This is a genomic window from Gabonia massiliensis (genome assembly GCF_001403595.1).
In the GTDB taxonomy this organism is placed as follows: Bacteria; Bacteroidota; Bacteroidia; order Bacteroidales; family Coprobacteraceae; genus Coprobacter; species Coprobacter secundus.
On the sequence record NZ_LN877936.1, the window covers coordinates 73,699 to 94,667 of the forward strand.

The 20,969-nt window shown below is 35.7% G+C and carries 16 protein-coding genes and 3 tRNA genes; 7 read left to right on the forward strand and 12 right to left on the reverse strand.

All coding sequences use genetic code 11. The features are described 5' to 3' along the window. Positions 1 to 1,029, forward strand: a complete 1,029-nt coding sequence (locus BN2628_RS01005) for a DUF4249 domain-containing protein (RefSeq protein ID WP_055095649.1) — start codon at positions 1 to 3, stop codon at positions 1,027 to 1,029. Positions 1,030 to 1,402: 373 nt separating this feature from the next. Here the strand turns inward: BN2628_RS01005 and BN2628_RS01010 are convergent. Further along, positions 1,403 to 1,480 (reverse strand) — tRNA-Val (locus BN2628_RS01010). A 59-nt stretch (positions 1,481 to 1,539) separates the two neighbouring features. After that, positions 1,540 to 1,614, reverse strand: a tRNA-Val gene (locus BN2628_RS01015). A gap of 146 nt (positions 1,615 to 1,760) precedes the next feature. Here BN2628_RS01015 and purB point away from each other — a divergent pair. Next, complete coding sequence (gene purB, locus BN2628_RS01020) at positions 1,761 to 3,104, forward strand: adenylosuccinate lyase (RefSeq protein ID WP_044230631.1); 1,344 nt, start codon at positions 1,761 to 1,763, stop codon at positions 3,102 to 3,104. A gap of 56 nt (positions 3,105 to 3,160) precedes the next feature. Here purB and BN2628_RS01025 read toward each other — a convergent pair whose 3' ends face one another. From BN2628_RS01025 to BN2628_RS01055, 7 genes are all read right to left on the reverse strand, one after another. Beyond that, complete coding sequence (locus tag BN2628_RS01025) at positions 3,161 to 6,577, reverse strand: AAA domain-containing protein (RefSeq protein WP_044230632.1); 3,417 nt, start codon at positions 6,575 to 6,577, stop codon at positions 3,161 to 3,163. 6 nt (positions 6,578 to 6,583) lie between these two features. Next, a complete protein-coding gene (locus BN2628_RS01030) occupies positions 6,584 to 7,294 on the reverse strand; it encodes a DUF4919 domain-containing protein (protein ID WP_044230633.1) in 711 nt (236 codons plus the stop codon). Between the two features lie 180 nt (positions 7,295 to 7,474). Beyond that, positions 7,475 to 8,149: a phosphate signaling complex protein PhoU gene (gene phoU, locus BN2628_RS01035; RefSeq protein WP_044230634.1), complete on the reverse strand. Its 675-nt coding sequence runs from the start codon at positions 8,147 to 8,149 to the stop codon at positions 7,475 to 7,477. Between the two features lie 58 nt (positions 8,150 to 8,207). After that, on the reverse strand, positions 8,208 to 8,960 hold the full coding sequence (gene pstB, locus BN2628_RS01040; protein WP_021929527.1) for a phosphate ABC transporter ATP-binding protein PstB: 753 nt from the start codon (positions 8,958 to 8,960) through the stop codon (positions 8,208 to 8,210). A 19-nt stretch (positions 8,961 to 8,979) separates the two neighbouring features. Further along, the gene (gene pstA / locus BN2628_RS01045) at positions 8,980 to 9,843 is read right to left on the reverse strand and encodes a phosphate ABC transporter permease PstA (protein WP_055095651.1); all 864 of its coding nucleotides are present in this window, start codon (positions 9,841 to 9,843) and stop codon (positions 8,980 to 8,982) included. A gap of 1 nt (position 9,844) precedes the next feature. Then, positions 9,845 to 11,032, reverse strand: coding sequence for a phosphate ABC transporter permease subunit PstC (gene pstC, locus BN2628_RS01050; protein ID WP_055095653.1), 1,188 nt, complete (start codon positions 11,030 to 11,032; stop codon positions 9,845 to 9,847). A gap of 107 nt (positions 11,033 to 11,139) precedes the next feature. Further along, complete coding sequence (locus BN2628_RS01055) at positions 11,140 to 12,465, reverse strand: MATE family efflux transporter (protein WP_021929524.1); 1,326 nt, start codon at positions 12,463 to 12,465, stop codon at positions 11,140 to 11,142. Positions 12,466 to 12,633: 168 nt separating this feature from the next. On the opposite strand from BN2628_RS01055, the gene BN2628_RS01060 reads away from it, so the two are divergent. Next, positions 12,634 to 13,068, forward strand: coding sequence for a hypothetical protein (locus BN2628_RS01060; protein WP_021929523.1), 435 nt, complete (start codon positions 12,634 to 12,636; stop codon positions 13,066 to 13,068). Between the two features lie 105 nt (positions 13,069 to 13,173). Here BN2628_RS01060 and BN2628_RS01065 read toward each other — a convergent pair whose 3' ends face one another. Genes BN2628_RS01065 through BN2628_RS01075 form a run of 3 tightly spaced genes read right to left on the reverse strand, consistent with a single transcriptional unit; the run spans position 13,174 to position 15,877 of the window. Continuing rightward, the gene (locus tag BN2628_RS01065) at positions 13,174 to 13,704 is read right to left on the reverse strand and encodes a BamJ family beta-barrel-assembly machinery protein (protein ID WP_021929522.1); all 531 of its coding nucleotides are present in this window, start codon (positions 13,702 to 13,704) and stop codon (positions 13,174 to 13,176) included. Positions 13,705 to 13,718: 14 nt separating this feature from the next. Next, positions 13,719 to 14,327: a LemA family protein gene (locus tag BN2628_RS01070; protein ID WP_021929521.1), complete on the reverse strand. Its 609-nt coding sequence runs from the start codon at positions 14,325 to 14,327 to the stop codon at positions 13,719 to 13,721. A 2-nt stretch (positions 14,328 to 14,329) separates the two neighbouring features. After that, on the reverse strand, positions 14,330 to 15,877 hold the full coding sequence (locus tag BN2628_RS01075; RefSeq protein WP_021929520.1) for a glycine--tRNA ligase: 1,548 nt from the start codon (positions 15,875 to 15,877) through the stop codon (positions 14,330 to 14,332). Between the two features lie 229 nt (positions 15,878 to 16,106). On the opposite strand from BN2628_RS01075, the gene BN2628_RS01080 reads away from it, so the two are divergent. From BN2628_RS01080 to BN2628_RS01095, 4 genes are all read left to right on the forward strand, one after another. Next, positions 16,107 to 18,818, forward strand: a complete 2,712-nt coding sequence (locus tag BN2628_RS01080) for a DNA gyrase/topoisomerase IV subunit A (RefSeq protein WP_055095655.1) — start codon at positions 16,107 to 16,109, stop codon at positions 18,816 to 18,818. Positions 18,819 to 18,834: 16 nt separating this feature from the next. Next, complete coding sequence (locus BN2628_RS01085) at positions 18,835 to 19,701, forward strand: DUF3316 domain-containing protein (protein WP_021929518.1); 867 nt, start codon at positions 18,835 to 18,837, stop codon at positions 19,699 to 19,701. Between the two features lie 48 nt (positions 19,702 to 19,749). Further along, positions 19,750 to 20,763, forward strand: coding sequence for a S41 family peptidase (locus tag BN2628_RS01090; protein ID WP_257606331.1), 1,014 nt, complete (start codon positions 19,750 to 19,752; stop codon positions 20,761 to 20,763). Positions 20,764 to 20,806: 43 nt separating this feature from the next. Next, positions 20,807 to 20,888 (forward strand) — tRNA-Leu (locus BN2628_RS01095). Positions 20,889 to 20,969: the final 81 nt, after the last annotated feature.

Below are 20,969 nucleotides of genomic sequence, written 5' to 3' on the forward strand. Positions count from 1 at the left end.
ATGAGAACTGTTATTTATCGTATAGTTTTAATCTTTTGTTCGTTATATTTGGTATCCTGTTATAAGGATATTGATTTGGAGAAGTTTCGTCCTATACCAAAAGTAGTGATAAACGGTGTAATTACTACTGATACTGTTGTGTTAGCAAGTGTAACTCGAACATGGTTCTTTACAGAAAATGTACCGAATGTGAATTTGAAAAATGCAAAAGTTGAATTGTATGTCGATAATATTTTTCGTGAAAATATGGTCTGGCAGGAAAAAAAGGACACAGATGGAAATGTTTCGGGATGTTTCGTTTCGTCAGTAGTCCCGCGAGAAGGCGAAGTTGTAAAAATTGTTGTAACTTCAGAATATGGAATGGCATATGTGGAAGATAAGATTCCGATGTCGACAGATATTGATTTGGTTGAGATGACAGCTAAGAAGGAGTCTAATCCGGATGATGTAAGGATAACGGTAGGTCCGGACGGAGAAGTAGTCGTAGAGCAAATTAAATATTATGTTATACATTATCGAGTGACTTTTCAGGATACTCCAGGACAAAAAAATTATTATTTTATTTATATTGATGAAGGTCCGATGCATGAATGGACATATGGTTCCTTCGATTTTTCTATTGACCCGATTTATGATAACCACCAGACAGTATTGGACGGAGTATTAGGTTTTGATGATGGTGGTGGCTCTGGTTGCGTTTTTTCAGATGAAAAAATAGAAGGACGGCAATATACATTTACGGTTAAAGAATCTTTAGATGAAATGTATGTGAATATGCAGGAAGAAGAAGGTGAAGATAAATATAAGCGGCGTATTTTGTTATATTCTTTGTCTGAATCATATTATCGATATCTTGTTGCTCTTGAGAAAATCTATGGAGGTTCTGTTTCTGGAAGTCTTTCCGATATTGGGTTAGCAGAGCCAGTAAAAGTTTATTCGAATGTGTGTGGAGGAGTTGGAATATTAGGAGCTTGTCAGCGGGCTGAGAAAGTAGTCGATATCCGAAATTTGATAGAGTCCACTGATTGAATGAATAGGAATAATTATGTTTCGGTATGATGGTGGTAGTTCTTTGGGAAATAAGAGTTTTGAGATAATTGATTGTAAGCCAGGAAATATTTTTTTGTGGTTTGGCCAGAAATTGAGAAACAAATCAATTTCTCTTTTTATTGTATATGTGTTAGGGTTTTAGGTGAAGATATTAAAAAAACAATATTATAAATTTGGTGATCAATATGCAAATTTTGCAGAACTTATCAAACTGTTCATTGCAAAGAACCAAAACATTTTATAAAAGAATATCGCAATATATAAATATTTTAATATAGATTTTCGTATTCTTATAATGCATTGTTTGGCACNCAATATATTTTAATTATAACCGACTCTTTCGGCTTCTTATTGGTGGGCGTTGACGGATTCGAACCGCCGACCCTCTGCTTGTAAGGCAGATGCTCTGAACCAGCTGAGCTAAACGCCCCCTTTCGGTAAAAGTTCAATATATTTTAATCATGGCCGACTTTTTCGGCTTCTTATCGGTGGGCGTTGACGGATTCGAACCGCCGACCCTCTGCTTGTAAGGCAGATGCTCTGAACCAGCTGAGCTAAACGCCCGATAGGATTTGCTTCAAAAGCGAGGCAAAGGTAATTTTTCTTTTTTAATTTTCAAAGTGAATATACATTTTTCTCAAAAAATATTTATTATTTTTCGGTTTATCGACTAATAACCATTACCTTTGCCATGTATAAATCTTCAACACATGGAACTATCATCACTAACTGCCATCTCTCCAGTGGATGGTCGCTATCGGAGCAAAGTTGCTATTTTGTCAGATTATTTTTCAGAATTTGCCTTGATTCGTTATCGGGTACGGGTGGAAATAGAATATTTTATTGCATTATGTGAATTGCCCTTACCTCAATTGAAAGGAGTAGATTCTGCATTATTTCCAGAATTGAGAAAGATATATATTGATTTCTCTATTACTGATGCTGAGCGTATTAAATCTATTGAGTCGATAACAAATCATGATGTAAAAGCTGTAGAATATTTTATAAAAGAAAAATTTGATCTTTTGCATTTAGAACAGTATAAAGAATTTATTCACTTTGGACTTACATCTCAGGATATTAATAATACATCGGTTCCGTTATCTATCAAAGAAGCATTAAATCAAGTGTATTATCCGATGTTAGATGAGTTAATAGGTAAACTCCAAGGTTTTGCAGATGAATGGAAAAATATTCCGATGTTAGCGAAAACCCACGGGCAACCAGCGTCTCCAACTCGTTTAGGAAAAGAAATCAAGGTTTTTGTTTATCGTCTGGAACAGCAATTGAAGGTGATGAAGGATGTATGTATCAGTGGAAAGTTTGGTGGTGCTACGGGGAATTATAATGCTCACCGGCTGGCTTTTCCAAATACAGACTGGAAATTGTTCGGAAATAAATTCTTGAGTGAGAAGTTAGGTATTTCTCGGGAAGAGTGGACGACACAAATATCGAATTATGATAATATGGCTGCACTTTTTGACGCCATGCGCCGTATCAATATTATTTTGATGGATTTGGATAAAGATTTTTGGCAATATATTTCGATGGAATATTTTAAGCAAAAGATTAAGGAAGGAGAGGTGGGGTCGTCTGCTATGCCTCATAAGGTAAATCCTATTGATTTTGAAAATTCAGAAGGGAATTTGGGCATTGCGAATGCAATATTGGACCATTTATCTATGAAATTACCTATCTCTCGTTTACAACGAGATTTGACAGACTCTACGGTATTACGCAATATTGGGGTGCCTATGGCACATACTTTAATAGCCTTTCAGAGTACATTGAAAGGTCTAAGTAAACTATTGTTAAACGAATCAGCTATTTATCGAGATTTAGATAATATGTGGAGTGTTGTAGCTGAAGGTATCCAGACTATACTTCGTCGAGAAGGGTATCCGAAGCCTTATGAGACGTTAAAGGCCTTGACAAGAACTAATGGAATTATCAATGAAGAATCGATTCAAGCTTTTATTGAGACGTTGGATGTATCAGAAGATGTAAAAGATGAGTTGAGAAAAATCTCGCCACATACTTATACTGGAATATAGGAACAAAAGGGCGTAATCAATAATATTTCGGATTATGCCTTTTTTGTCTTTGTTAATTATATTTGAAAAAAAGCTCCTTTATTTTTGATATATTCTATCAACTGTCGATAAATAGTATCGCGTTCCAACCAGAGAGGATTACCGATGACAATCATCTGTTCTCTCGCTCGGGTGAGGGCGACATTGAGTTTCCGGTCTATTAGCTGCCCGTTTTCTTCGAATGTGTTGCAGAGAAATTGTAATTGGAAAGGAGTGTTAACACAGCAAGAGAATATCATTACATCTCTTTGTCCTCCTTGGAAGCGTTCCACAGTATCTATTGTAACAGATAGAAGTTCTGTAATTCCCGTATTTCCCAGTTCTTTTTTTATCGTTGCAATTTGACTTCGGTAAGGTGTGATTATTCCTAAATGTTTTTCTGGAACAAATGACTCTTTTTTTGTGATTCTATGATATATGACCGCAGAAATACGCGCAGCCCATTGTGCTTCGTTTACGTTTGTCTTGTATGAGGATATTTTATTTTTTCCGGAAATAGATATGAATGCAATACGATGAGATAAAATTTTTTGTATTTGAGGTTCTGCTTCAGGTATGTAAGGCAATGATTTTTCTTGCTGATGAGGTAAAGGAATTGGATATAGCTCCCCTCCGTAGAAAGTTTTTGCTGGGAAATTTCCTATTTCTGGATGCATACGTCCCTGTCGAGTTAGTTTGTCAATGAATAGAGAATTGGGCTCAATTGTTTTTTCATATCGATATAATCGTTCAAATAGAGACTCACGTAAATTATATAAACCTATATTTCTAAGTTCTGGAGTTTTGACTTCAGAGAGTTCTTGGTTTTGTGTAACGATAGCAGGCAATTGTTTATGGTCTCCAATTAAGATAAACTTTCCGATGGCATTATTGCCGTTAGAATCGATACAGCAGAGCAGTCCCAGTAAGTGGGGTTCCAATATTTGAGAGGCTTCATCTATGATAGCGACATCGAAGTGTTTTAATTTGAATAAATCCATTCTAGCATTTAGAGTTGTAAGGGTGGAAACAAATATTCGATGGTGATTTAAAATTTCTAATACATCACTTCTCCGTTGACAGGTAATTAATATTTTATCAAGAAGATGCTTGTGAAATATTTTATCACAAGAAATTTCGTTTCCTAATCGTATAAATGGTAGGTCGGGACTGATGGATATTAAAGAATTACATATTTCGTCTACGGCTTTGTGAGTATAAGCTATGAGCAAAATATTGGATTCTGACTCTTGTAAATAACTTTCGACTATTTTTTTGAGGGCATGAGATGTTTTGCCTGTCCCAGGAGGACCCACTAATAAAAAATAGTCTTGGGCAGATAATGCTTTCGCTACAATACGGTCGATATCTGTTTCTCCAGATTGTAATAGATTGAGATATTTTTTTTCTCTGATGCGTGGGCGACGTTTACCCAATAATAAGCTACGCCTGTCGTCATTTGCTTGTAAAAAGTAAGCTAATCCGCGATACATTGATGTAAATCCTACGTCTAAGTAATCTCGTTCTATGGCATACTGTTCATTAACTGGAAGTACATGACTATTTCTTTGGCATATACGCATTATTAATAGCAGGTGTTCAGATGTGATAGATTCTATGTAGGCTTTAAATATTTGTTGATTACAAGCATTATCTTTGTCTGAATGGTATCGATATAATATAACGATGTCGCCTTTTCTGAAATTAGGTTCTGTAGAATTACCAGAAGATATGATCCGACAGAAAGAAAGATATTGTCCCGATTCTGTCAGGGTACTTTCTTTCAAGATTAAACCAGTTATCATTTCTCCTGATTCCCTTTTTTCTATTGGAGAAACATTCCATAAAGTTGATAACCCGCGAGTGGAGTCATAATATATTTCTCCGGCTTTTGTCACATATTGTTCTTTGGTAATAAAAGTGAAAATAGACATAAAGTACAGATTATCAATAGTTGGTAGAGTCTTTATTTGATATGCAAAGTTATCAATGGGCTTTCGTAGGTATTTTTCCCAAAATGGACTATTTATTTTCTTTTGATTTAATTCTTGGCTAGATATGTGGAATAATACACTTTGACTATATTCAGGAGAGTTATGTGCTTGCAGTAAATACTCTTGAGCCACGATTTCGTTTCGTAAGTTAATGGCTTTTTTTATTAATGCCTTTAGTACTGTCATCGGGTATAGTTGCGGATAGCGAGAATATAACAGATATGCTTTTATTTTGTTGTAACTGATATTTAAATTAAAATGTAGTACTGCAAAATATAAAAGCATTTGTACATAATGATTTTCACTGTATGTAGACAATTTCCCAATCTGTATTTCTTTTCCTTTACCAGATTTTAATTCGATGAAGGCAGAAAGGTCATCACAAAGGAAATCGAGTCTTCCCTGTAATCCCAATGCCTCACAAATAAAGGATGGTTCGAGCAAAGCCTTTTCTTTTGAAATGCCAAAGAGGGATAACTCATTTCTTACGATATGACATAAGTTATCAAATTGCCGTTTACAATCTGAAAAAAATTCTCGGTTTGATTTTTCGTCTTGTAAGTCAGGACATGCCGCTATTCCAAATGGATTTTGTCGGAATGCCTTTTGCATGACGTCAAAGTAATTTACAGGATGTTCAGCTTTCTCATTTACTAATTCATCTAAAAAAAGATTAGCTATATTTCCAAGTAAAATATATCTTGTGTTTTTATCTATACTTAGTCGGTTCAGCAGATAATTTAAAGGATGAGCTCCATATTCCTTAAAGCACTCTGCTACTGCGCTGATATCTAATAATATATCTGGTTCGATGATAATTATATCAGCAGAATAGGAATTCCTATTTTCATCTGATGTAACTTGGATGAAGTTGAGCTGCATTCCTGGTTGGAGAGCTTTTAAAGTTCCACTAAAAGGCTTCTCTTTTTCTTCTTTAAATGAATGTAGAGTGACAGAAACTGGAGTATTGTCGGCTGAATTGTGCGGTATGACTAATAACTGTCCAGAGCTATCAAAGCCGATAAATGTGGCACGTATCTTTTTTATAACCTGTTCTGGAAGAAATATTGTCTCAGATTGAGTCGGGAAGGGGATAGGAAGAAAATGAATTGGGATTTGTTTGTGGCATAGTTCTCCTATAGCAAATGCCATTAAACGAATATCATTTTGTATCAATTGCTCTTCGTCCTCAGATAGCAGTTCTCTATTCAGAGTTTCCTGAGCATGTATACGAACGGTATTGAGTGCTGTTCGTACTTTTGAATTTCCTTCGCTGATAGCTCCGATACGAGCAAATAAATTCGGATAATTTTTTCCTTTGTCCGATAATAGTTGACGTGAGAATAAATCAAGTAGCTCGTAAAGTTGACGATATCGTTCGCGTATACTAAAACTATCTCTTGTTTGTAAAGAGACAAGTATATCAAAATATTCTGAAATGTAAATAACAGGATTATTCATTTCAGGTCAATCTTTATACTTGCGTTCGTATTCTTGTAATATGCGACTTACATTGAAATAATATCCCTTTACGTTTAATGGATTTTTTTCGACTTCAAGATAGTCGAAGGTCGGTTCTATGAAAGTATATTTAGCTCCTGTAAATCCCATCCGGTTTACAACATCGTATTCATGTGTTGTGTAGATGACATACCAAGCTGTTTCCGGTTTTTCTCCATTTCCAGTTGACAAAATAGCATTGACAATATTTTTGAGTTTATATTCCCATATTGCTGCAATATCTTTCATTTTTTTTTGCTTGTAAGCATATATAAGCATATTTATCTGTCTGAGATCAAATGGAAAATCATCGATAGCTAAAGTTGCATATTTGATGATACTGTCACATTCCGTTGTTGAATGTTCATAGCGGGCATACAAATTAGCAAGTTTTTCTATGTGAGGGGAGATTCGGTAGGGATTATAGCTTTCTTGGAAGCTATACCCTAAATATAGATGTCTGAATTCATTTAGTGTAAGAGTTGTATCATTATTTATGTATCTTCTCATCAGCCTGGGATAGTACATTTCTGAGTTGAAATCTCGGATAGAAGATTCTATTTTTTTTAAGTTAGGAATGTCCATTTCTATCTCTTGTGCTGATCCGGTATTGCCAAAAAGTAAAGTACAAAAAATAATGTAGAGGATATATTTTGCTGATATATAATTATTTTTCATTTGATATAATTTTGAATCTTTACAAATTTACATAATCTTTCGATGAAAAGTGTAAAGAGAAATCTTAAATGTTCTTGATTCTTTCATTACGTAGTATGTTGGAAAAAATAAAAATATCGGGAATAAATATTAGGTGAGTATTTATTCCCGAGAAATAGTATAATAAGAAAATTTTATTTTTTATTCTGCTTTTTTATCAGCATGCTTTAGAATTTTGGCATCAAGATAGAAAATGATTTCTTCTGCCATATTATTACAATGGTCTCCAATTCGTTCCATTTTTCGAATAATGCTAATTAAATTTAGACATTCAAGGGCACGGTCAGGATTGTCCTGTATATATTTAGCTATTATTTCAGTGGCAGCGCGATTTATTTCGTCTACTCGATTATCTAGTTCAAATATTCCGGCAGCAAGAAAAGATTTTTCTTCTTCGAGGGCCTCTTTACCCATTGACATCATTTTTTTTGTCGTATCTATCATTTCACGTATACTGGTTTTGTCTATCAATTCTGCATCGAGGCTGATTTGAGGGAAATCAATGACAAATCTTGACATACCTTCACAAAAATCTGCAATACGTTCAAGGTTCGTGTTTATTTTTAGCATGGCCAGTACAAATCGGAGATCTACGGCAACGGGAGTGTAAAGAGCAATAATATCTTCACAATCACTATCTATTTTAAGTTCAAACGCATTTACTCTTTTTTCCCGTAGAATGACCTCCCGAGCTAAATCTTTATCAAGAGATAACATGGCTTCTCCAGCTCTATTGAGTTGAGAATATACCATTGCCCACATACTGAGTACCTCGTTTTTTAGGTCATCCAGTTCTTTTTCAATATATTTCATAATATTATATATTTGATATTTTAGATAATCGGGTAATCAATCAAAGATAATATTTTATTTTTTATCCAAAACGTCCAGTAATATAATTTTGGGTCGATTGATGGTCGGGATGTGTGAATATTTTACGAGTATCTCCGAATTCGATTAATTCTCCTAAATAAAAATAAGCGGTTTTATCGCTGATGCGGGAAGCTTGTTGCATATTATGAGTGACAATGATGATTGTATATTGCTCCTTTAGTTCATGTATTAGTTCTTCTATTTTTGCTGTAGAAATTGGATCCAGAGCCGATGCTGGTTCATCCATAAGTAACACACTGGGAGTCATGGCCATAGCGCGTGCAATACAAAGACGCTGTTGTTGTCCACCAGAAAGAGCAAATGCAGATTTTTTTAGTTTATCTTTTACTTCATCCCACAAGGCAGCCCCTCGTAGAGATTGTTCAACTCGGTTTTCTATATATGTTTTATCTTTTATTCCATTTACTCGTAGACCATAAGCTACATTCTCGAATATCGATTTAGGAAATGGATTTGGTTTTTGGAATACCATACCAACTTTTTTCCTTAATTCATCAACCTTGACATCTTTTCGATAAATGTCCTTGCCTTCAAAAAGAATTTCTCCTTCCAGCCGGGTTCCGTCAATAAGGTCGTTCATTCTGTTCAATAACCGTAGAAATGTAGATTTCCCACATCCCGATGGACCGATAAAAGCAACAACATTGTTTTTTTCAACTTGTAGATTTATGTTTTTCAATGCCTGAAATTCCCCGTAGAAAAAATTGACATTCTTGGCTTCGATAGTATACATATTTTTGTATTTCTAATGTTTAAATTTTGTTTTTGTCTGTAAAATGTTTTCTTATCATATTTGCGATAAGATTTAATATCAATACAATAAATATAAGTACCAGTGCTGTACCATAAGCCATACCTCTGGAAGCTTCGATATCTGTCCCACTGGTAGATATAACGTATAAATGATAAGGCAATGCCATTACTTGGTCAAATATGCTCGTTGGTAATTGGGGGAGAAAATAGGCTACAGCAGTAAATAGTATGGGTGCTGTTTCACCGGATACTCTTCCTATAGATAGGATAAGTCCTGTAATGATGTTGGGGAGAGCCATGGGTAATATAACTTTACGTATTGTTTCCAATCGAGTGGCTCCTAATGCCAGACTTCCTTCTCGGAAACTGTTGTCAATACTTTTTAGAGCTTCTTCTGTTGTACGTATTACGAGCGGTAAGGACATGAGACCTAATGTTAGAGAGCCAGCAATGATTGAGTCGCCGAACCCTAAAAAATTAACAAAAAGCGACATTCCAAATAATCCGAAAACAACAGATGGTACACCACTTAGGTTATTGGTCATGNTTCCATTCTTAGCATATTCATTCATATATATGCCAGACATGATTCCGATAGGAAAACTGAATAGACAGCTCCCGATAACCAGGCATAATGTCCCAACAATAGCAGGAAATATTCCTCCTGAGGTCATCCCTTCTTGGGGTGCTTTTGAGAGAAAATCCCAACTAATGACACCAATGCCATTTTTGATAATGAAAAATAGGATAGCAAATAAAATGGCAACTATTGATAGGCTGAAGAACCTAAATAAAATAAAGGCTATTTTTTGAGTTAAATGTTTTCTGCTTCCTACAGATTCTTGTATTAATTGAGGTGCCATATTATTTATTCTTTTTATTCGATATGTATTCGACTGAAATACTTAATATTAATGTAATTAGGAATAATATGGCACCTAAAGCGAAAAGAGCTTGGTAATGTGCTCCTCCACTGGGTGCTTCTCCTAATTCTGCAGCGATAGTTGCGGGAATAGTGCGTACAGGTTCTAAAAGAGTGTGAGGAATAATTGCGGCATTTCCTGTAACCATTAATACGGCCATTGTCTCTCCGACGGCACGTCCTACGCCTAAAACAATGGCTGATGTAATGCCAGATATTGAATAAGGTATTACAACTTTATAAATAGTTTGCCATTGGGTAGCTCCAAGGGCAAGACTTGCTTCTTTCATTGCTCTGGGTGTATTTTTAAGAGCATCTTCAGCGACAGTGATAATGGTTGGAAGGGCCATGATCGCCAATACTATACTCCCAGAAAGAGCAGTTTCTCCTACTGGTAAGTTGAAAGTTTTTTGGACAAGTGGAACGATAACGACTAACCCGAAAAATCCGAATACGACAGAAGGTATCCCTGCTAGAAGTTCAATTAAAGGCTTCAGGATTGAACGCATTTGTTTAGAGGCTAACTCTGCCATATATATAGCAACCGATATGCCAAAGGGAAGAGCTAAAAGTATGGCTCCGATACTGACCCATAGAGTCCCTAATAAAAGGGGAATTAATCCGAATTGTGCTGCAGGTTGTGCCGTGGGATACCATTCTTTTCCCCCGAAAAAATCAACTGGCGATATTTTTTCTTTGGCTATTTGTTTTCCGCTAAAATCTTTTGGAAGATAAAGTTCAGGGAAGAAGGCGATAATGTTTTTTTCACGATTGATAAGAGTGTTCAGACATTGAGGAATATTTTCATATTCTTGTCCCAATTCTTCTGGTGAAAAATAATTTTCAAGATCTCCGAATCTGAAAACTAAAATAGGAGAATCTATACCTCCAAGCTCTTTCCAATTCGTGATATTTTCGTCATAAATTTCTTTGATTTGAAATGAAGTAATATGCTCGACAGGATTGTCTCGGTTTACAGTAAGCACATATCCTTCTTCAACGACAGGATTTTTGAATAGACCGCTTCCTTCTTTGAAAAGAAAAATAATGATTAGCAGTATAGTAATACTGGTAATACTGCCACTGATTTTTAGAGCACCCTCTACTAAGTATTCGATAAAACGTTTCACAAATGTTCCTTTATTATGTTGGAGCAAAGAAACGTAACCAATATTACCGATATATGAATACGGTTTTACAAATTTGAGACGAATGTATTACAAATACATTGCAGATATTACAATCTTTTTGTTTGCCAATGGGCTTTTTTCATATAAATGTAGGCTAATATGAACATGAAAATAGCATAAGCATGGTCGGCTGTCCAACAAATGGCAACATTAACTTTTAAGATATCAATAACTAGTATTACATAAGTAATGTATAACGCTAATGCAACTAAGTCTATGGCTAATCCAGATTTTGTATTGCCTGTTCCAGATACTGTATTGAATAAAATGAAAGAGGGTACATTCAATATTTGAGATGATAGCATGACGAATAAGGTCAGTACAGAACTTGTGATGAGCTCATTGTTGTCGGTATATATACGTAATATTGCAGTGGGAAATAATGCTATTAGCACACATAAAGGTAAAATAAATGCATAACACATTTTTGTAATGCGTTTGTACAAAGGCATTACTTCCTCAGGTTTTCCTGCACCCATTAGATTCCCTGTAAGCGAACTTGCTGTCGATGCAAAAGAGCTGATAATAATAAATAATAAAGATGAGATACTACGTACAATATTCGTGATAGCTAGGGGACGTTCTCCGAGATGTTCTATACTGACAAAAAAAACAAACCATGTAGAAAGGGAAATAAATGATTGTAGCATAGTCCAGATGGAGGTTCCTAGAATACGGGACAATAATTTTATATCGGGTTGTAGATGACTGAAAAATCCGTATTTTCGGGTATCGACTTTAATTAATATGTAAATTATAAAGAAAAGAGCAGATACTCCTTCTGCAGCTGATGATGCAATAGCAGCTCCGGCAATACCTAAAGAGGGAAATCCGAATTTCCCGAAAATTAAAATATAATTGAGTACTACATTTGAGAGTACCATAACAATGGAATTGATTGTCAATATTCGGGTTTTAGTGGTTGCCACAAAAAATGCTCTGAACATGATAGAGATGAATGCAAAGAATACTCCATATATACGATAGTCAAGGTATTTTAGAGCTTCTTCATAAATGGCTGGGGAATTGATAACTTTTTTTAAAAAATGAGGGGACCATATGCTTGAGACTGTAAATATAACTGCTGCCAGAAAAAGAAGAAAAAGAATCCCTTGTGATAGTATTACTCCAATATCCGAATATCTTTTTTCTCCGTTGCGACGAGCCATGATGATCTGGGCGCCGATGCCAAATCCAAATCCTAACATGAAAATAGAGATATAATATACCCCTCCAAGAGCTGATGCCCCTAATTGTATTTCTCCGACTCTCCCCAGAAATGCAGTATCGGTAAGCCCGATAAGATGTTCCATGAAAAGACTTATCAACAAAGGATAAACTATATGCCAGATTTGTTTGTATGAATAATTCATGTGATGTCGTCTATTTCTGAATTGTTATTGGGAATGCAAAGGTAGTCACAATGATGTTCCATTCCGAGTCAATAACGTGAAAAATGGTTATGATTTTTGGCCTGTATGCCTTTTTGTATATTTATTAATAAATAATTATTTTTGTTTGACTTAAAGATTTGTAAGTTTATGAGGTATGGAGTCGCAAGGCGGACACTATTAATCACCGCTGGTATAGTCTGGATTATTGCTGGAGGAAATATTTTAAGAATAGGAGTTGTAACCTGGATGAGTGATAATGAGAATTGGCTATTCAGGGTTGGAGAGGTTATTATCATATTTTTACTTTTTTTTCATCTGGTATTTAAAAAGTTGTATTATAAACATACACGACGTATATCTCAAAAAAGTGATAAAAGTTGTCCTTTTTCTTTCTTTGATGTAAAAGGTTGGATAGTGATGGCTGTAATGATTACTTTTGGTATTGTTGCCCGCAATTTAGGATGGTTTCCAGAGTCTTTTATTTCCTTCTTTTATACTGGGTTGTCGTTAGCATTGATGTTTACGGGGTGTCTTTTTATACGTCAGTGGTGGTTACAAAAAGGTTACGATAGTAAGCAATAGTTTGTTGGGATAATTGATTTTATTTTTGAATTATCAAAAAAGATAGAGAAAAGACAGCCTTAAAAAAGAAATCCGGATAGAATCGATTCTATCCGGATTTCTTTTTTAAGGCTGGGGCCTTTCGTAGGTTGGTATTCCAACTAATTTAATATCAAAAATTAGAGTGGAATAGGGATAAATCGTTTTATATAATTGCTCTCCATATCCTAAATTCTGAGGAATTATGATTGTACAGCTATCTCCTGGATGCATACGGGTAAGAGCTATTTGCCAACCTTCTATAAATTCTGATATTTTAGAACGGTGAATACTATCTCCGTAAGTTGTTTGGGTATAGGATGAATCGAAAGGTGTTCCGTCATATAATGTCCCTCTGTATTTTACATCGACGGTGCTGGTAAGATAAGGTGAGGGAACACTTGCATCTCCTTTAGTGTGATATTTCATCAGGATATAGGCCGAATTGTCCCATGTCGGATATATTTTTTGATATTCATGATTGGCCGATTGTTCTGCAAAAAATGCATTATTGGCCTTTCTCCATTCTTCATATTTCGTCCAGTAATTTTCACTTTCTTTACAACTGAAAATAAAGATTACAAGTAGTAAGGCTATTGCACAAGGTAACTTTCTCATCGATTATTTATTAATTAAAATTTTACTTCTGGGGCCCTTTCTGCTCCTGTTTCTGCTTCAAATTGTGGCTTTTTTTCAAAACCATTCATAGATGCAATAATACTGGCAGGAAATTTTCTAATTAAAGTATTATATTCCTTTACACTGTCCGTATATCTGGTTCTTTCTGTTGATATCCGGTTTTCTGTACCTTCTAACTGAGCTTGTAATTCTAGAAAATTTTGGTTGGCCTTTAAATCTGGATAGTTTTCCGTAACGGCAAGTAACCGCCCCAATGCTTGACTTAATTCTCCTTGAGCTTTTTGATATTTAAGCAAAGAAGCCTCGTTAAGATTAGCTGGGTCTATGGTTATTTGAGTTGCTTTGGCCCGTGCTGAGATAACGGCATCTAATGTTTCTTTTTCATGAGAAGCATATCCTTTAACTGTATTTACTAAATTCGGTATCAAGTCTGCACGTCGTTGATATTGGTTTTCGACTTTCGCCCATTGAGAATTGACGGATTCTTCAGCAGTGACGATTTTATTATTCGTATTTATACCGTATATAACACAGGCTATGGCAATAATGATAATTACAGATAGAAAACCTATTAAGCCTATCAGACAACCTTTTTTATTCATATTTATTCTACTATTTTTTTGAACAATGATTTCATGCTTACTTGCTCACAGATAATATCATGGAGATGACTGATAGGAACCCGTTGCTGTTCCATTGTATCACGGTGACGTATAGTTACCATATTATCGTTCAGTGATTCATGGTCGACGGTGATACAAAAAGGCGTTCCAATAGCATCCTGGCGTCGATATCTTTTTCCGATGGAATCTTTTTCATCGTATTGGCATTTGAAATCGAAGCGTAAGCTATTGATGATTTCTCTTGCTTTTTCGGGTAATCCGTCTTTTTTCACCAATGGCAATACTGCAAGTTTTACAGGTGCCAGGGCTGCTGGTAATTGTAAAACGACACGGGTTTCTCCATTTTCTAGTTTTTCTTCCTTATAAGCAGCAGCCATGATACTGAGAAACATACGATCGACTCCAATTGAGGTTTCGATTACATATGGAGTGTATGATTCGTTAAGTTCTGGATCGAAGTATTGGATTTTTTTACCTGAATATTTTTCATGACTGCTCAGGTCAAAATTGGTACGAGAATGTATACCTTCTACTTCCTTAAATCCAAAAGGCATTTCAAATTCGATATCTGTGGCTGCATTGGCATAATGTGCCAATTTATCATGATCGTGGTAACGGTATTTGTGATCGCCTAACCCAAGAGCTTTATGCCACTTTAAACGTATTTCTTTCCATTTGGCGAACCATTTCAACTCTTCTCCTGGACGGACGAAGAATTGCATTTCCATCTGTTCAAATTCACGCATACGGAAAATAAATTGACGAGCAACAATTTCATTTCGGAATGCTTTCCCAATTTGAGCGATACCGAAAGGAATACGCATACGGCCAGTTTTTTGGACGTTCAGGAAGTTCACAAAAATACCTTGAGCAGTCTCAGGACGGAGGTATACTTTCATTGCACCGTCTGAAGTTGAGCCCATTTCGGTAGAAAACATCAAATTGAATTGACGTACGTCTGTCCAATTTTTGGTGCCGCTGATGGGACATGCAATTTCATAGTCAAGAATAATTTGGCGTAACTCTTCCAGATTTGTGTCATTCATGGCTTTAGCAAATCGAGCATGTAATTCTTCTCGTTTAGTCGTGTGTTCAAGTACTCTTGGATTGGTTTTACGGAACATTTCTTCGTCAAAAGTTTCACCAAAACGTTTTGCTGCTTTTTCAACTTCCTTTTCGATTTTTTCGTCCATTTTAGCTAGCAAATCTTCGATAAGAACATCTGCACGATAACGTTTTTTAGAATCTCGGTTGTCAATTAATGGATCGTTGAAAGCATCAACATGCCCTGAAGCCTTCCAAATAGTGGGGTGCATAAAAATAGCAGAATCAATGCCTACGATATTTTCATGCAGTAAAACCATACTGTCCCACCAATATTTTTTTATGTTATTTTTCAATTCCACACCCATTTGCCCATAATCATAGACAGCAGCTAAACCATCATATATTTCACTTGATGGAAATACAAACCCATACTCTTTGCAGTGTGATACTAATTTTTTAAAAACATCTTCTTGTTGTGCCATATCTCAATTAAATTGCATTTTTTGTATTTGTTTCCCTATTTTTTTATAGGAAAAAGATAAAAAGTGATACTGTTAAGCATCTAATAAAGCGCAAAGTAAATGATTTTTTTCGATTAAATTTGTATTTTTGCATGAGCATGTCACTTTAAAGCTGATAAAAATGTTAAAATCCACGCGTTAGTTTTCAAAGTGTCTGAAATTTCCTTTTGAAAATAATAGAAGTAAAAATATGAGCGAAGACGAAAAAGAGCTGAATTCTGAAGACGATTTTCAAAATATTTCTGGCTCCGAGGAGGAAGGGGAGTTGGAGTCTCATTCATCTTATAAGGTGCCAGGTACCAGTGGAACTGATATAAAATATCAGTTGACAGGGATGTATCAGAACTGGTTTCTGGATTATGCATCTTATGTAATTTTAGAGCGGGCAGTACCGCATTTGAACGATGGGCTTAAGCCGGTTCAGCGGAGAATATTGCATTCGATGAAACGTTTGGATGATGGACGCTATAATAAAGTCGCTAATATCGTTGGGCATACGATGCAGTTTCATCCACATGGAGATGCTTCTATTGGAGATGCGTTGGTGCAGTTGGGCCAAAAGGATTTGTTAATCGATTGCCAGGGTAACTGGGGAAATATTTTGACGGGTGATTCTGCTGCTGCTCCGAGGTATATTGAAGCCCGTTTGTCGAAATTTGCTTTGGATGTTGTGTTCAATCCTAAAATTACTCAATGGAAACCTTCTTATGATGGTCGTAATAAAGAACCTATAACTCTTCCTATTAAATTTCCTTTATTATTGGCACAGGGAGTAGAGGGTATTGCTGTTGGGTTATCTTCAAAGATATTACCTCATAATTTTAATGAATTGTTGGATGCTTCGGTTGCTTATTTGAGAGGTGAGGAATTTGAGTTGTATCCGGATTTTCAAACTGGTGGATTTGTTGATATAACTCGTTATAACGACGGAGAAAGAGGTGGTTCAGTAAAAGTACGAGCCAAAATAGAAAAGCGGGATAACCGGACATTGGCTATTACTGAAATCCCGTATGGCAAGACAACTTCTACTCTTATAGATTCGATCCTTAAAGCGCAGGAAAAAGGAAAAATAAAAATTCGAAAGGTAGATGATAACACAGCTCAGCATGCTGAAATATTAGTACATCTTATTCCCGGGACTTCTTCTGATAAGGCGATTGATGCATTATATGCGTTTACTGATTGCGAAGTGAGTATATCTCCTAATTGTTGTGTGATATGTGACAATAAGCCGCACTTCCTGACTGTAAGTGCTGTGTTGAAACAAAGTGTGGATAATACACTTGATTTGTTGCGGCAAGAACTTCAGATACAGAAAGGAGAACTAGAAGAGTCTCTTCATTTTTGCTCACTTGAAAAGATATTTATAGAAGAGCGGATTTATAAAGATAAGGAATTTGAAGAGAGTTCTTCGATGGATGTGGCGATTGCTCATATCGATAAGCGCTTAGAACCGTTTAAACCTGATTTTGTCCGAGAAGTAACCTCTGATGATATTCTTCGATTAATGGAGATAAAAATGGGCCGTATTCTTAAATTCAATTCGGATAAAGCGGATGAGCAGATTACAGCTTTGAAATCACAAATTGAGACGGTAAAGGAGCATTTGGCGCATATAATTGATTATACAATTGATTGGTATACTCGATTAAAGGAAAAATATGGGAAAAGATATCCCCGGTTGACTGTGATACGAGGGTTCGATACAATAGAGGCAACTAAAGTTGTAGAGGCGAATGAGAAACTGTATATCAACCGTGAAGAAGGTTTTATAGGAACCGGATTGAAAAAGGATGAGTTTGTATGTAATTGTTCAGATATAGATGATATTATCATTTTTTATCGTGATGGAAAATATAAGGTAGTAAAGGTCAGTGATAAAATGTTTATTGGTAAAAATGTCTTATATTTGAATGTGTTTAAGAAAAATGATACTCGGACTATTTATAATGTAATATATCGTGATGGAAAAGAGGGATTACATTATATCAAAAGATTTGCTGTTACGGGTATTACTCGCGATAAAGAATATGATATTACGCAGGGGAAACCTGGGAGCCGTATTGTATGGTTTTCTGCCAATCCGAATGGTGAAGCTGAAATTCTGAAGATAACATTTAAACCGAAGCCCCGAATGAAAATGTTGTTTATAGAAAAGGATTTTAGCGAAATTGCTATTAAAGGGCGCCAGTCGATGGGTAATATTGTGACGAAAAATGAAATACATAAAATATCATTGAAAGAAAAAGGCGGTTCGACATTAGGTGGACGTCAGGTTTGGTTCGATAGAGATGTGTTGCGGCTGAATTATGATGGTCGTGGTGAATTTTTAGGAGAATTTCATAGTCAGGACTTAGTATTGGTTGTGTTGCAGAACGGGGATTTTTATACGACTTCATTTGATGCAACCAATCATTATGATTCGAATATTTTGATAATAGAAAAATTTGTATCTGATAAGAATTGGACTGCTGCATTGTTTGATGCTGACCAAGGATATCCTTATCTCAAAAGATTCCGTTTTGAGGCAACGACGCGTAAACAAAATTTTCTTGGAGAAAATCCCAAAAGCCGTTTGATATTATTGAGTGATGAAGCTTATCCTCGATTTGAAGTCATTTTTGGAGAACATGATGCGTTTCGGGAGCCTTTAATTATTGATGCAGACGAGTTCATTGCTGTAAAAGGTTTTAAAGCTAAGGGGAAGAGAATTACAACTTATACTGTTGAAACAATAAATGAGTTGGAACCGTTAAGGAAAGAAGAGCCGAAGATAGAATCTATTCCTGAGGTAGCTCCTGAGGAGGAAAATGATGAGAAGACAGATGATATTTCCGAAAGAAAGGAACTGGGGAACAATGATATATTGGATGAATTAACCGGTCAGATGAGATTATTCTGATCTAAATAAAGTGGAAATGATTTTCATAAAAAGGCTTTTTGTTATAGTAATATTTATTTCTGTTTTGAGGGTCGGCATTACTCAAGAAATAGACAATAAGCCGTTGCGACCGATAATAAATTCAACGATGCTTGAGCTGGGAAAGACCGGTCGACTATATGATTCTTATCTATCAATGATCGGTTATGCAGGTTTTAATGTGGGGCTTAGTAATGAACGGCTACAGATGGCTCGTTGGGGAAAAAACAAAGTCCTTTCACAACAAATGTTTTCTCTCCATTATGCATCGACTAAAAATGAAGCACAAAATGGAAAAATGATTATGGGGATGCTTCACTATGCATATGGGATGTTGTATACGGCTCGAATGCCAGTTCCCGGTTTGATATTATATGGAGGAGGACAGGCTGAAGCTCGGGCTGGATTTATTTATAATTTGCGTAATTCGAACAATCCGGCGACAGCGAAAGTGGATTTGAATCTGTCATTATCTGGTATTGCGGCCTATACATTTAAAATAAAAAAATATCCAATAACTATACGTTATCAGATGACATTACCTTTTGCTGGGATGTTTTTTGGACCAGCATTTGGTCAATCTTATTATGAAATGTTTGAAGTTGGGAATCTGGAAGGTACAATCCATTTTGGTTCATTTCATAATCAGTTTCATATGAATAATCTAGTTACGGTCGATTTGCCTTTAGGCCGAGGGGCGTTACGCTTAGGATATCGTAATATCATTTATTCAACGTTACAGAGTCATATAGATACGCAGATATATACAAATTCTTTTGTTATTGGTGTGACTACAGAGTTTATTCCATGGAACAGACGAAAGCAAGCTCGTCAGAAGCAGCATGTGTTCCCTGTTTATTATTAATGTTGATAAGTTTTGATGAATAGATATTTATTGATATGTCGTTTGTGTATGCTGTGGCTATTATTTGTTGTGGTTACAGGTTTATCTTCATGTCGTGATATTGATACATTTGCGGATAATCCGGAAGGTAATTTTGAAGCATTATGGTCTTTGATAGATGAACGGTATTGTTTTTTTGAATATAAGAATATTGACTGGGATGATATCTATTGGAAATATAAACCAAGGATAAATAATACTATGACAGATGAGGAGTTGTTCAATGTGTTGGCTGATATGTTGGCTGAATTGAAAGACGGTCATGTGAATTTGACTTCTCCATTTAATATGGCTCGTTATTGGGATTGGTATGAAAGTCATCCGACAAATTTTGATATGGAGGTGATTGAAAAATATTATTTAAATCGTCCAGATTATCAAATTGCAGGTGGTATCAAGTATCGAATATTACCAAATACTAATATTGGATATATGTATTATGAGAGTTTTTCATCCGGTGTGGGCGAAAGTAATTTGGACTATATTTTAGCTGCATTCTCTTCTTGTGATGCCATTATTATAGATGTACGAAGTAATAGTGGTGGTATGTTGACAAATGTTGATCGTATTGCTAGCCGTTTTACCAATGAAGATTTGGTTGTTGGGTATATAAGACATAAAACGGGTCCGAGACATAATCAATTTTCTGATTATTATCCACTTACATTAAAGACTGCACCGTCTAACCGAATACATTATCAAAAGCCCGTTGCAGTATTGACTAATCGTAGATGTTACAGTGCTACTAACCAGTTTGTTTCTGTAATGACAATGTTGCCTAATGTTGTACAAGTTGGGGATACGACGGGAGGAGGTAGTGGCTTTCCGTTATCATCAGAATTACCTAATGGCTGGTCGGTACGTTTTTCTTCCTCACCTATATATAATGCAAATAAAAAGCAAATCGAATTTGGTATAGGACCATATCCGGAAAATAAGGCGTATGTTGGAGATTATCCGTTGACGCAGGATGGTATCATAGAAAGAGCTATAGAAATATTAAATAAAAAAGTTGCTCAATAAATTGCGAATCTCATAAAAACATATTACCTTCGCGTTGCGAATTGCGGATGTGGCGTAATTGGTAGCCGCGCTAGACTTAGGATCTAGTGTCTAACGACGTGTGGGTTCGAGTCCCGTCATCCGCACGAAGCCTATAAGAAATTCTTATAGGCTTTTTTATTTAATTATCGGTATTGGGTTTATTACGAATAGTTTTTATTTTTGTG

What these genes read in the sequence shown, in the direction of transcription:
- BN2628_RS01005 (WP_055095649.1), top strand. Translation starts at nt 1, where the DNA reads ATGAGAACTGTTATTTATCGTATAGTTTTAATCTTTTGTTCGTTATAT.
- purB (WP_044230631.1), top strand. Translation starts at nt 1,761, where the DNA reads ATGGAACTATCATCACTAACTGCCATCTCTCCAGTGGATGGTCGCTAT.
- BN2628_RS01025 (WP_044230632.1), bottom strand. Translation starts at nt 6,577, where the DNA reads ATGAATAATCCTGTTATTTACATTTCAGAATATTTTGATATACTTGTC.
- BN2628_RS01030 (WP_044230633.1), bottom strand. Translation starts at nt 7,294, where the DNA reads ATGAAAAATAATTATATATCAGCAAAATATATCCTCTACATTATTTTT.
- pstB (WP_021929527.1), bottom strand. Translation starts at nt 8,960, where the DNA reads ATGTATACTATCGAAGCCAAGAATGTCAATTTTTTCTACGGGGAATTT.
- BN2628_RS01055 (WP_021929524.1), bottom strand. Translation starts at nt 12,465, where the DNA reads ATGAATTATTCATACAAACAAATCTGGCATATAGTTTATCCTTTGTTG.
- BN2628_RS01060 (WP_021929523.1), top strand. Translation starts at nt 12,634, where the DNA reads ATGAGGTATGGAGTCGCAAGGCGGACACTATTAATCACCGCTGGTATA.
- BN2628_RS01065 (WP_021929522.1), bottom strand. Translation starts at nt 13,704, where the DNA reads ATGAGAAAGTTACCTTGTGCAATAGCCTTACTACTTGTAATCTTTATT.
- BN2628_RS01070 (WP_021929521.1), bottom strand. Translation starts at nt 14,327, where the DNA reads ATGAATAAAAAAGGTTGTCTGATAGGCTTAATAGGTTTTCTATCTGTA.
- BN2628_RS01075 (WP_021929520.1), bottom strand. Translation starts at nt 15,877, where the DNA reads ATGGCACAACAAGAAGATGTTTTTAAAAAATTAGTATCACACTGCAAA.
- BN2628_RS01080 (WP_055095655.1), top strand. Translation starts at nt 16,107, where the DNA reads ATGAGCGAAGACGAAAAAGAGCTGAATTCTGAAGACGATTTTCAAAAT.
- BN2628_RS01085 (WP_021929518.1), top strand. Translation starts at nt 18,835, where the DNA reads ATGATTTTCATAAAAAGGCTTTTTGTTATAGTAATATTTATTTCTGTT.
- BN2628_RS01090 (WP_257606331.1), top strand. Translation starts at nt 19,750, where the DNA reads ATGCTGTGGCTATTATTTGTTGTGGTTACAGGTTTATCTTCATGTCGT.